Here is a 12,764-nt window from a genome sequence, read left to right as displayed (position 1 = left end):
TTCGCGAATAGGCATAGCTAGAAAGCATTAATGAGGCGATTAGGCTTAATCAGATTGAATTGACGCCAAAGAAAAAGCTGCCAAAGGGCAGCTTCTTAAGTGTCATCTATGCTCTGCGGTTAGCTTAGTTTTTCAATCTTAGCTGGTAGCCCTTGTCTGGCCGAAGCGCCACTTGCCCAATCCACCAGCGGGTAACGGCCGTGGCGACTCGGATCAAACAGATTCAAGTCGTTCATATTGATGCCGACTCGGATCAGCGGATTGGCGGCGATTTTAAGGTTGTCGATCACTACGTCCCGCGCGCCGAGTTCCTTATGGCCATAACCGTGTTCGATAGCGATGCAGTCAGGGTGCACTCCGGCAACACATTCCACTAAGGCAATCACGCTGCCGTTGGGCGTGCTGATCTTGACCGTGTCACCAGTGCTGATCCCAAGGCGACTGGCGGTCTTCTCGTTCAGCCGCACCGGATTATTAGGGTGCACTTGGCGCAAACGATCCGAGCCAATACTCATAGAGCTCATGGTGTGGGATTTGTAACTACTGATCAGCAAAGGCCATTGTGATTTATTAAACGCCTTATCGAGCGGTGTGCCATTGGCCAAGGCGGGTTGATATAAGCGCGGACAGCCACTCATAAATTCCCCTGTGAGACTGTTACGGCGACTGCCCACTTCAGGATTCCACAGCATCATAGGTTTTGGCCAAACCTTGGTTGGATTACCCACTTCATCCCGTGCACCGCTCATATTCTCAAAGCGGCCGCCGCGGGCAAATAAGTAGCTGACTTTTTTGACTTCATCTGGCTTGAGTCTGGCGTTGAGCTCACTTTGAATACGACTCACACCGCTAAGATACATGTCCTCAGCGTTAATATCGGCAACGGCTTTACCCAAATAGGCCACGTTGGCGGCGCCGTAAAGTGAGTAATCTGCTGCGCGCGTTAACGGATGTAAGCTGCCATCGGCGGCCTTAACGGCATTTTCGCCAAAGCCAGGTAGTTGCAGTTTCATCGCCACTTGGCTCAAGAAAGATTCCATGCACACCACATCACCACTGGCCATCTTTGTGACCCTTGGTTCGACAATCGGCCAGCGACCTGTCGTTTCCTTCGTCAGGGTCCCATGCCAAGAAGGGCTCCAACCCCATGACTCGTAAGTTAATGTGTCGGGCACGATATAATCCGATAGCGCCGAGGTTTCGTTAATAAAACTGTCGATACTGATAAACAGTGGCAGCACTTTGGGATCTTTCAGTTGTTCACCAATGGCTTCACCTAGGCCCGCTTGACCATAAATCGGATTGCCCATGTGGTTAATCCATGCTTTGAGTCGATAGGGATAACCGTGCACGGCCGCCGTTAAATGTTCGCCAAGCAAGGGCGATGAAATCGGAAACCAAGGCTCCTTTGCAGGATAAGGCGATTCGCCCGCTTCGACTTTACGGCGATACTCTGAGGTTTTCTCGTAGGGGAATTTAGATCGTGATAGGAATACGCCCTTAGGCTCGACCATGCCGTCAAACTCCTGCAGATTATACCTTGGGCCTTTACCAAAGGCGGGAAAGGAACCGCCGGAAGCTAATGCGCCACCTTTTAAATTGATGTTACCTATCATGGCGTTGAGCATCATGATTGCCCAAGCGCTATAAAAACCATTGGCGCTCATTGTGCCGCCGTGGGAGATCACTGCGGCCTTAGTGCCATGGCTGGTAAATTTATCCGCGAGGGCAATGATCTGCGCCTCGCTGATATCGCACTCCTTGGCATAGTGTGCCATCTCGAAGCTCTGCGCCGCTTCACTTAACAGTTGGAAGCTAGATTTAACCGCAATCGCCCCCTTAGGTGTGTCGACGTTTTGGTCAACGTCGAGCATGGCTTTCAAGCTTTGGCTCGCCAAAACTATCTTGCCACTCGCGGCATCGACAACCAACTGCGAGTCTTGCTCGCCGTAGGCTTTGCCCTCGAAAGGTAAGCCAAGATCGCTGGCAAAGAGATATTGGCCATATCTTGGATGGGTAGGTTCGCTGACGATCAAGAAGCCTGCGTTACTAAAACCACGGTAACCTGATGCTTTTGCGGCATCGACATTGGGCGCACTCAAAAAATCGGTGGCGTAGCGCTGGTTATCAATAATCCAGCGCAACATGCCCATGGCGAGTGCCGAGTCGGTGGCGGGGCGGATCGGCAGCCAAGTATTATTGCCCGCGCAAGGTTGATTCGAGGTATTGGGTAGCATGGGCGACACCACCACATAACTGAAATTAGTGTTATTCACCCGCGCGTTAGCCAATTGTCTTGCTTGGCGTTTAAAGGGATTGCCCGATTGCTGCGGTGAAGTGCCGATAAAGAGTAAAAATTCGCTATGGTCCCAATCGGGTTTCAAGTGGGCGTATTTTTTCAAATCATCCAATAAGGCGCCTGCTCCGGCGCGGTAGGTAAATCCACAGTAAGCGCCGTGGTTGGCAAAGTTTCGGGTGCCAAAGCTGTTGAAGGTAAAGCGTTTGATAATGGCATCGCGGCCCTCATCGGAGGCGTTTGAGACCAGTAACTGGTTGGCCTTAGGGCCGTATTCTGGATTATTGGTATCGAGCGGCGTGGCGATATCTCGAATCGCTCTTAGTCCTTCGACTTGCCCCTCACCAAATAAATCACCGCCTTCGACGACTTCATTTAGCAATTGCTCAAAGCTAATGCTCTGCCATTGGCCGCTGCCGCGCTTACCCACGCGTTTAAGACATTGGGTGACGCGATGTGGGCTATCCAATTGTTCTAGCATGGCATTACCGCGGGCGCAGGCGGTGGAACGTCCTTGTAGACCCTGTTCTTGAAAGGCGCTAAGCCCAACAAAGGCGGTTTTGATCGGCGTATCGAAATCGATATGTTCCCGCGATGACAACGGATGATAAGGATTACCGCTGATACGGATGATTTTATCGGTTTTTTGATCGATACGAGCGCGCACGCCGCATTTGGTCCAGCAACCTAAGCACATAGTATTGGCGATGCGTTGATCGTCATTGCTGATTAACTGGCCTGACTGTAAATCTACTTTGTATTCAGGTGCTAAGGAATTGCCGTGCAGCGGATCTTGGGTCGGTTTTCCTGAAGTACCATTGACGACACCTTTACCTATTTGCGCTAATGTATGGCTATAACCCGCAGCAAATAATCCCACACCACCCGTTACAGCGGCCCCTTTGATAAAACGACGTTTACTCTTATCCATGATGGACTCCTTAATTCTGTAAACTAATTGGGTGCTCAGCGAGCAAGTTTTGCCGCAGGCGTGTGGCGAATAAGTTCGGAGACCAGCGCCATTAATGCTAACCAGAGGCCGAAGGTACCGGCTATTCCTAATAGCCCTTCGGGTCCCCAAGGCAGTTGATAGAGATAAGTCCCTGCGCCGTATTTAGGATCGGTTTGCGCTTGAATTAGCACTATCCAGCGAACCCCCCACGCGAGATGAATAGCTGTGAGGCTGACGACGAGCATTGCCACATTGGGTAAGTGACGAATGGCGAGCATCAGTGCCAGCACGGCGAGTGTGACCAGTACCCAAATCGCAGCAAGTTGCCAGCTTGGGCTGGTTTCAAGCAATAATGCGGCTTCGGGGGCCGAGCTCTTATCGAATAACGCCCAGCCGATAAGGCATAGGGCGAATAGACCAAAACTTGCTCTTACCCAGAGTAATAGGCTGTCTTGGGTGCGCTGTTGGTAGCCCTTTAATAGTCGATTCAGTATCACCAAAGTGCCGCAGGCGGCGAGCAGGGCACTCATTGCCATCAAAGGTGGTAGCCAATAGGTATGCCACAATGGCCGCGCCTTAATGGCCATGGTTTCCATGCCAGTGTAGAGGGCGATACTGCAGGCACTCAGGGCCGTGATCAGTGCGATCGGCTTGATGAATTTGTCACTGTTCCAATCACCGAATCTCAGTAATTGGCCTATTTTATTCACCCAATCTGAGTCTTGATTCGTGGTGCGCTTAGGCAGATATTGACGCAATAGCAGCCAAGCAAACACTGCGCTGGTGCCCGAGAATACGGGCAGTAAAAAGGCGCCATACCACATCCAAGAATCAGGGCGAACTTGCGCATAAAAATGCCAAGCCCGCAGCGGTTGGTGTAAATCGGCGAGTAAGGCGATAGGGGCGACTATGCCTGCTGTTAACATTAAACAGGCGCAGAGCTTCAGCAATCTGTCATCGGGTTTGGGTTGGCTGAACAAATGTATTGTCGCTACCCATACGCTGGCGTAGGCGAGCCCCATCATAAAAAAGTATTGCACTGCCCAAGGTAGCCAAGTAATAGCGATATCTGGGGTAAAGATTTCTTTAATGACCATGGTGGATCTCCTCGCCAGTATCGGTAAGTAAGGTTCTAACGGGGGCTTGGCCGCTAATCTTGTCCTCAAAAGCGCTGCTCATGCCGATGTAGAACACCCGTGGCGCAGTGTTGGCCGTCGGTTTGAGCACCTTGATATCGGTTTTGTTGGCGGCGAGCAGTTGGCTTATCTGGCTGTTGGGATTATTTAGATCGCCAATCACACGGGCTTCTCCTACGCAGGTTTCGACACAGGCGGGCAGTAACCCTGCATCTAACCTGTGGGCGCAGAAGGTACATTTGTCGGCGGTATTGGTGTCGTGGTTGATAAAGCGCGCATCATAGGGGCAGGCTTGTACGCAATAGCCACAGCCAACACACCATTCATTATTGACGACCACTATGCCGTCCTTGCGCTGGAAGGTCGCACCCGTAGGACAAACTGGGATGCAGGGTGGGTTTTCGCAGTGATTACAAAGTCTTGGTAGCATTAAAAACGCAGGCGGAGTGGTATCTTCCTGCTGCGAGACTTCATACTGCTGCACTGTGGTGCGAAATTGCCCGAGGGGCGGTTGATTCTCGATAGTGCAAGCGACGGTACAGGCTTGGCAGCCCACACAGCGGCGTAGATCGATCACCATACCGTAACGTTTACCCACTTGGCCTTCGCTGGCACTGTGCATTTGAGGGCTGCGCTTATCATCCTGTGCATACACTTGCACGACAGGGATGAGTGCGGCGCCAACACTGACGCTGGCCATTTTGCCGAGAAACTGACGTTTACTCTTGTCCATACAGATTTCCTTCACTACTTGCAGATGGCGAATAAACTGGCTCATAGACCTAGAGTTAAGGTTTATGGCGAGGTTTACAGGCATTCTGTAAAAGGGGAGGCGGCATAACTATAGTGGTTTTCCACATATCGGGTGTGGACTTGATCTAGCGCAACAAATATCCGTTAGAATAGCCTTCAAAATGCTAGGGTTTTATTTTTTGTTACTTGAGTTTGGCCTTTTCTTAGCTTGAGTTGGACTTGATTTTAGTGTGAGTGACTGGGGATAAAGGATTGCACTTCATGTTATTGAGGATGATGAAAACGGTGTTTCGCTTAGCTCTATCGGTCAAGTGGCCGTTATCGATTCTGAGCACTCCACATTCCGTGGCAATACCGAGAAAAAAGCCAAGGAACGCAGTGTTATTCCTATGTTTGCTGGCTTCAGTTAAGGTGTTTGCTGCGGAGCCACTGAATCAAAGTGCGCATTCGGGATTAACTGACCCTGAGGTTGTTGCTCAAGTTGCTATCGAAGAGCCCAGTTATCAAGTAGTCGATGTTGGCGTGTTAGCCATCCGCGGTTATAAGGCAACCATCAACCGCTGGCAACCTTTGATGGGGTGGCTCGAAACCCAAATTCCCAACAGTTACTTTAGGTTACATCCTCTCACCCTCGATGAGCTAGCTAAGGGCGTTGAAACCCAAGGGCTCGATTTTGTGATCACAAACCCAGGGCAATCCGTGTTGCTGGCGCGGCAATATTCCCTTACTTGGTTGGCGACCCTGCGCAGTCCGTTAAATAATGGCGCGGCAATGCAAGTGGGCTCGGCGCTGGTGGTGCGCGCCGATTCACCCTATCACACCTTAAGTGATCTTAAGGGACGTCGCCTCGGGATCGTATCGAAAAATGCCTTTGGTGGTTACTTGACCTTAGTGTACGAAGCGCAGCTAAAGGGCATAGATTTGCCTCGCTTTGTGGGTGAGATCATTCCGCTGGGGTTCCCGCTAGATAATTTGTTGTATCAGTTAGATGATCAAAAAAGTGGTGATGATGCGGCGAAAGATAATCGACTGGATGCGGCTGTGGTGCCTGTGTGTCAGCTTGAGCAGATGCAAACGGAAGGTCTTATTAATATCGCCCATTATCGAGTGCTCGATAATCAAGCGCCTGCGGGATTTAATTGCCAAGTCTCGACTCACCTTTATCCCAACTGGTCTATGGCAAAGACCAATCGCGCCTCCCAGTCTCTGGCTAAAAGTGTGACTCAAGCTTTGCTAGCGCTGCCTGAAGATCATCTCGCCGCTAAGTCTGCTGATTCTGCGGGCTGGACCACGGCCGTGAGTCAGCTTGCGATCGATCAACTGCTTAAAGATCTCGATATGCATCCTTTGCAGGCACCATGGTGGCAAAGGGCGTGGCAGTGGATCAAGTTACATCAACAATGGGCTTGGCTTGTTTTAGGGATTTTGGTTTTACTCAATGTGTATCATTTTTGGCTTGAATACCGCTTTAGTCGCCGCGGCCGTGAGTTGATTAACACTCAGCGCCAGCTCAATGAAAACCGTGCGTTACTGGAACATGCCCAACGTATTGCTATCGCGGGTGAGCTTGGCGCGAGTCTCTCCCATGAACTCAATCAACCTTTGGCGGCGATTGGCCATTATTGTCATGGCGCCGAAGTGCGATTACAGCGGGGGACGAGCCCTGAGGAGTTGCAATCGGTATTGGCGCTGATCCAGCAGGAAGTCACGCGCGCCGACAATATTATCAGTCGCTTACGTAATTTACTGAAGAAGCGACCTGTGTCGAAACAGCCTTTGTATCTGCATGAGTTGGTCAATGATACTGTGCCGCTGCTCGCCTATGAGTTTGAACAACATCAGATAAACCATGCTGTCAATGTGAATGGTGAACCCTATTTACAGTCCCTCGATGAAGTTGGCATGCAGCAGTTGTTGCTTAACTTGCTGAAAAACGCCTTTGACGCCTGCGTTCAGCGGTTAGAGCTTGAATCCAGTGGCACCGAACAGATCATCACGCAAAAGCCATACACACCCACGATCGATATCGATCTTCGCTATCAAGAATGTACGCTCTTGCTGACAGTCACAGATAATGGCACAGGGTTAACCGAAGAGACCAGTCTGCTGATGCAAGCATTTTATTCCACTAAATCAGAGGGGTTAGGTTTAGGCTTAGTGATTTGCCGTGATATTGCCGAGAGCCATGGTGGGACGTTTAGCCTAGAAAGCGCTATGGGTGGCGGTTGCCAAGCGCAGGTAGCTATACCGCGTAAACCTGAACCCAATGGAGCACAATAATGAGCCTTGAGTTACCTGTGTATTTAATCGATGACGATGACTCAGTGCGTCGTTCTTTGCGTTTTATGCTTGAAAGTTATGGCCTTAAGATCATCGATTTTGATAGCGCCGAAGCCTTTTTTACCACAGTTGACTTAACACTACCGGGTTGTGCGCTAGTCGATGTGCGTATGCCGGGTTTGAGTGGCCCACAGTTGCACCTTGAATTAGTGGCAAAAAATAGTCCACTAGCGGTGATTTATCTCACTGGCCATGGCGATGTGCCAATGGCGGTAGATGCGCTTAAATTAGGTGCGGTGGATTTTTTCCAAAAGCCCGCCGATGGCGCTAAGTTAGCCGAAGCGGTTGTCAAAGCGTTGGAACATACCAAGGCGCATCATCAAGACAATCAGTATCTTGAGACTTATCAAGCGCTCACGCCAAGAGAGCGGGAAATACTCAACCTGATTGCCCAAGGCCTGAAGAACCAAGAGATCGCCGATAGTCTCTGTATTGCCATGCGCACGGTTGAGATCCACCGTGCCAATTTGATGAAAGGCATGCAAGTGGGATCGCTGGCGGAAATGATGCTGATCTACAGTCGGATTGCCGAACGCTTGCGTCTCGAATAAATCCGCTGGAATTTACCTTTTATCGCGCTAATTGCCGCTTTGTTAGCCGCCTATTTTGGCTAAGTTGTCGTATCATTGGCCGTTTGATTTGAGCCTAGCTATAGGGTTATGTTTTTGCTGAGCAATGGGCTGAGATGTGAGCCAAGGCATTAGTGCATCGCCGCTTAATTGCCAATACACTGTGATTGCCTTATTTTAGGGGCACTATTTTTAGGCCACGATTTTTAACATCACTTTTAGTCACTTTTTTAAAGTGTTTATTTACAGTGACGATTTTAACGTCAGTGGCCCTCTTGGATTGTTTTCTCTTATTGTGTAGAAGCTTCTGCAGCTTAGATAAGACTCTCCTGTTTGCATAAGGAATGAAATGGCAAGCTTGATTCGTATTGTGCTGATTGATACGCACCTTCCGGGCGTGGTGGAACTCGCCCTCAATGGTCATACCAACATTTGTGGTACTAACGCCTCGGGTAAAACGACATTACAACGTCTAGTCCCTGTTTTTTATGGTGAATACCCAAGCCGCGTGGTGCCTTCGACCCGCGACAGTTTCGAGCGTTGGTATTTACCACACGATTCAAGCTACATCATTTACGAATATCAAAAGGCCGATGGCTTACTGTACCAAGCTGTGCTGGCCTCGGCGGGTGATGGTAAGGGCGTTAACTATCGTTTTATCGCCAAAGGTTTTGAGCTAAGCGATTATATTAAATCGCAAAATGGCGACACTATTCTGTGCCACACCATGGCGGAATTAGGCCGTGATTTAAAACGTGCCGGCATCGCCACCACTAATTTGCTTAATACCCGTGAATATCGCGCCATTATTCAAAACGATCGCACCCTATTAAGCACGGGCAGCAACCGCAGCGAACTACGCGGTTATGCACGCCAATTTGCTCTGTGTGAGGGCGAGCATTCCCTGCGTCACATCGAAAAACTCGCTAAAGCGGTGCACTCCAAAGAAGGCAAGATGGAGACGGTCAAATCCATGATCGCCGCCATTTTAGAGGAAGATGGGGTTAATCCGCCCAGCTCACGTTTGAATCCGCAGCGCGTTGAAGCGTGGATCCGTGAAAGCCAACTTATCCAAGGCTTTGAAGTCATTCGCCCTGAGTTTGAAAAACTCGAGCAAGAATTTAACCAACTGCTCAGCGCCGAACTGCGTTTATCGAGTCTGTCCCGCGGTTATCGCAACGATGAAACCTTAGAAGCCGATCGCCAAGATATTCAGCAAACCTTATCTAAAGAGCTGAATTTAAAACTCAGATTGCTTGATGATGAATGGAAAGAGCAGCGCGATGAGCTCAATCTCGATTTATCGGCAGCTAAGGGCGATGTGGCAAAGTGCGAGTATGAGCTCGATGCCATTGAAGATCAGCATGCTGCCTTTTTAGATGCGAACATAGAGCAAGCCAAGGCCGATCTTGAGATGCTGCCGAACTGGCGCACCGATGTTGAAAACCTAAGTGAACGCCATAAGCTGCAAACCGAGAAGCACCAAGACATTGAGGCGGCGTACAATGCCCGTCGCAGTAAGATTGGCGAGCAGTTAAACCGCGAGCTTGAAGGTTTGCATGCCGACCAAGACAAGCAGCGTGAAGCCCGCGATAAACAACGTGAAGTGGCGCGCACCGATATTGACGCCCTAGAGCTGCAATGGCGCAACCAAATGGATGCGGGCAAGGCTAGCTTTAGCGAGCAGGAATACCAATTCAAACTCACTGCCGCCGAGCTTAAATTGCGTGTTGATGGCGTGACTTACACCGAAGAAGAAAAGCTGAGTCTCGCGATTTTCGACGAACGTATTCACCGCGCCGACGAAGAACAAGAAAGCTGCAATGCCAAGGTTGAACGCTTAAGCAGCGATGAACGCAAGCTCAGAGCCAAACGTGACCAAGCCAACGAAGCCTTGCGTATTGCCACCTTAAGGGTGAATGAGCGTCAAACTGCGCTGGATGAACTGCACCACATGCTGTTCCCGCAATCCCACACCCTATTGGAGTTTCTGCGTAAAGAATCCCAAGGTTGGGAGCAAAGTTTAGGGAAAGTGATCGCACCTGAACTACTGCATCGCACTGATTTACATCCAAGCTTAGTGACTGAATCGAGCGAAGCTTTCTTTGGCGTGCATTTAGATCTTAAAGCGATCGATGTGCCTGAATATGCCGCCTCCGAACAGGAGCTGCGTATTCGGTTAAGCAAAGCCGAAGAAGCCCACACTAGTGCCCAAGAAATGCAAGCCGAGGCCGAATCTCAGCTGGTGGCCATTAATGGCGAGTTGGATAATCTCAGCCGTGAACTGACTTTTGCCCGCACGGCGTACAAAAATAGCCGTGACGATCTGCGTCGCCTATTTGATGAAAAGCGCAGCGAGCAAGAGAAAATTAACAAAGCATTGAGCGAGCGCAAAGCCCATGCGGGACAAAGACTGACTCAACTCGATGGTGAGCTAAAACAACTTAAACATCAGCACGAACTCTGGCTCGAAGATCAAAAAGAGCAAGCGCTAGAAGCGCGCATGGAAAAGAATGCCTATTGGCAGGAAGTTATCGGCGCGCTCGACAATCAACTCGGCCAAATTAAAGCGACCATTGAAGGACGCCGCGAAAGTGCCAAAATCGAGCAGAAAGCCTGTGAGACTTGGTACAAAAACGAGCTTAAATCCCGCGGTGTGGATGAGGATAATATCCTCAAACTCAAGCAACAAATTCGTGATTTAGAAACTAAAATTAGCCGCGCCGAGCAGCGTCGCAGCGACGTACTGCGCTTCGACGATTGGTATCAGCACACTTGGCTTGCGCGCAAACCTAAACTGCAAACTCAGCTTAGCGATGTGAAGCGCGCGGTATCGGAAATCGATCAACAGCTTAAGGCGAAAACTCAGGATGTTAAGACTCGCCGTCAACAACTTGAAACCGAGCGTAAAGCGTCCGATGCGGCGCAGGTTGAAGCTTCTGAAAACTTAACTAAGTTACGTGCCGTAATGCGTAAACTCGCCGAGCTTAAGTTACCGACCAATAACGAAGAAGCCCAAGGCAGCCTAGGCGAGCGTCTGCGCCAAGGTGAGGATTTGCTGCTAAAACGCGATTACCTGATGGGTTCGGTGAAGCAATATGTAGAGCATTTCGACTCAGTGATCGCCAGCAAGTCAGGTTCGGGCCTTGCCGAAACCTGGGAGCGTGCCCGTGAGGAATCGAGCTTTATCAATGACAAAGGTATTCGTCTGCTGGATTACCGCAAGTTAGTGCCTCAGCTTGAGCAATTGCTGAATGTAATAGTGCCGCAATCGATTACAGCGCTGCGTGAGCAAGGACGGATTTTTGGTGTCGACTTAACCGCCTTCTACGATGTGTTAGCCGATATCGACCGCCGCATTGCCTCCCAAAGTGCGCGTATTACCCGCGAAGTGGGCGAAGAGTTATTCCTCGATGGCGTGTCTGAATCGGCTGTGCGTATTCGCTCGCGCATCAGTGAGTTAGAGTTCTGGCCTGAGCTTGAGCAGTTCGTCAAAGCCTTTAAACATTGGAAAGCCGATGGCTTTAATGGCTTGCCCGATGAGGATTACACCAACAGCATGCGCCGCGCCTTAGACATTATCGGCCGCGCCGCATTAACGGGGGGAATCTCTAAGTTACTGGAAATCGAGCTGCGCCTTAAAGAAGGTAACAGCGACTTAATTATCCGCACCGACAGACAGCTTAACGAATCCTCAAGTCACGGTATGGCGTATCTGATTTTGTGTAAGTTCTTGTTGGCATTCACGCGCTTGCTGCGTGGACGCGCCGATGTGACCATTCACTGGCCAATTGATGAGTTGGGCACTTTGCACCATACCAACGTGAAGAAGATTTTCGACGCCTGCGAAAACAATAATATTTGTGTGCTGGGCGCCTTCCCGAACCCTGAGTCTGAGGTGCTGAACTTGTTCGCCAACCGTTACATTATCAACAAACAAACTAAGAAGTTGCAGGTGGTGAAGCCTAAGGTCAACCCAATTGCCGACATGTTGAATAAGCGTTTGTCGAAGGAGGCCATCTAATGAGTGATGCAACCCAAACCGTATTAGTTGGCACTGGCGCTTTGATTGAGCTGTTACTCAAGGGCGAGTTTATTTGTCGCACCACCAATGAAGAAGGCTGGCGCGCCCTTAAAAATAGCAGCACCCGCGAGCGGGTTGAAGCCTACTTAAACCAGATCAACCGTACCGTGGCGTCTGCCGCCGAAGGTGATGTGTTCTTCTGCGGTTATTTGCAGCTCGGCGATAGCGAACGTAAAGTGATTTCATCGCAGTTTAAAGATATCTGTCAGGCATTGATCCCGCTGGTGGAATGGTTGGTATTAGTGCAAGAAGCCAGTGGCCAAGATGCGCCGCTGAGCGAAGGTGCGCCCGTGCGTTTGACCGAGCTGCAAAGCCGTATCGAAGACACGCCAGCGTTCCGTGAGCAGTTAGCCAAACTCAGCCAATATCGTCTATTTGGCTCGACTAGTACCAACAGCGATGCGCAAATCAAATTAGTCTTCAAACGCTTAGTCGAACTCGGCTATTTAGTACGACCCAATGCGGAGAAGCAAATTTATATCGCCACGGGCAAGCTGGATTATCTGTATGAAGTTATTCGTTTTATCGATGAAACCGAAGGTTTAAGCCTAGAAGCGCAGGCGGAAACGGCGACCCAGCGGGACTTAATCTAATGTTGGCACGATTAAACCTAGGTAAAAGCTGCGACCAAGGA

The 12,764-nt window shown here is 50.1% G+C and carries 7 protein-coding genes; 4 read left to right on the top strand and 3 right to left on the bottom strand.

From position 1 onward, the window contains the following. Nucleotides 1-119: 119 nt before the first annotated feature. From GWI56_RS01510 to dsrO, 3 genes are read right to left on the bottom strand one after another with little or no spacing between them, the layout of a single operon-like run. Nucleotides 120-3,227 (bottom strand): tetrathionate reductase subunit A, encoded by a 3,108-nt coding sequence (locus tag GWI56_RS01510; RefSeq protein ID WP_198571942.1) that lies wholly within the window; start codon nt 3,225-3,227, stop codon nt 120-122. Between the two features lie 35 nt (nt 3,228-3,262). Next, nucleotides 3,263-4,345 (bottom strand): NrfD/PsrC family molybdoenzyme membrane anchor subunit, encoded by a 1,083-nt coding sequence (gene nrfD, locus GWI56_RS01505; protein ID WP_198571941.1) that lies wholly within the window; start codon nt 4,343-4,345, stop codon nt 3,263-3,265. Further along, entirely contained in the window at nt 4,335-5,117 is a 783-nt protein-coding gene (dsrO, locus tag GWI56_RS01500; protein ID WP_011790755.1) for a sulfate reduction electron transfer complex DsrMKJOP subunit DsrO, read from the bottom strand. Before dsrO ends, nrfD begins: the two co-directional genes overlap by 11 nt. A 281-nt stretch (nt 5,118-5,398) precedes the next feature. Between dsrO and GWI56_RS01495 the strand changes: the two genes are divergently transcribed. The 4 genes from GWI56_RS01495 (at nt 5,399) to GWI56_RS01480 (ending at nt 12,723) form a co-directional block, all read left to right on the top strand. Next, nucleotides 5,399-7,417, top strand: coding sequence for a sensor histidine kinase (locus GWI56_RS01495; RefSeq protein ID WP_198571940.1), 2,019 nt, complete (start codon nt 5,399-5,401; stop codon nt 7,415-7,417). Beyond that, nucleotides 7,417-8,028 carry a response regulator gene (locus tag GWI56_RS01490; protein ID WP_198571939.1) on the top strand — a complete coding sequence of 204 codons (612 nt, stop codon included), beginning with the start codon at nt 7,417-7,419 and terminating at the stop codon, nt 8,026-8,028. Before GWI56_RS01495 ends, GWI56_RS01490 begins: the two co-directional genes overlap by 1 nt. A 367-nt stretch (nt 8,029-8,395) precedes the next feature. Next, nucleotides 8,396-12,070 (top strand): ATP-binding protein, encoded by a 3,675-nt coding sequence (locus tag GWI56_RS01485; RefSeq protein ID WP_113939125.1) that lies wholly within the window; start codon nt 8,396-8,398, stop codon nt 12,068-12,070. Further along, the gene (locus GWI56_RS01480) at nt 12,070-12,723 is read left to right on the top strand and encodes a hypothetical protein (RefSeq protein ID WP_006080105.1); all 654 of its coding nucleotides are present in this window, start codon (nt 12,070-12,072) and stop codon (nt 12,721-12,723) included. Before GWI56_RS01485 ends, GWI56_RS01480 begins: the two co-directional genes overlap by 1 nt. The last annotated feature ends 41 nt before the right edge of the window (nt 12,724-12,764 follow it).

Origin of the sequence: Shewanella sp. DW31 (assembly GCF_015767295.1) — a bacterium.
GTDB lineage: Bacteria > Pseudomonadota > Gammaproteobacteria > Enterobacterales > Shewanellaceae > Shewanella > Shewanella oncorhynchi.
Note: the sequence above shows the minus strand (reverse complement) of the source record. Positions and strands in the feature narration are given on the sequence as shown.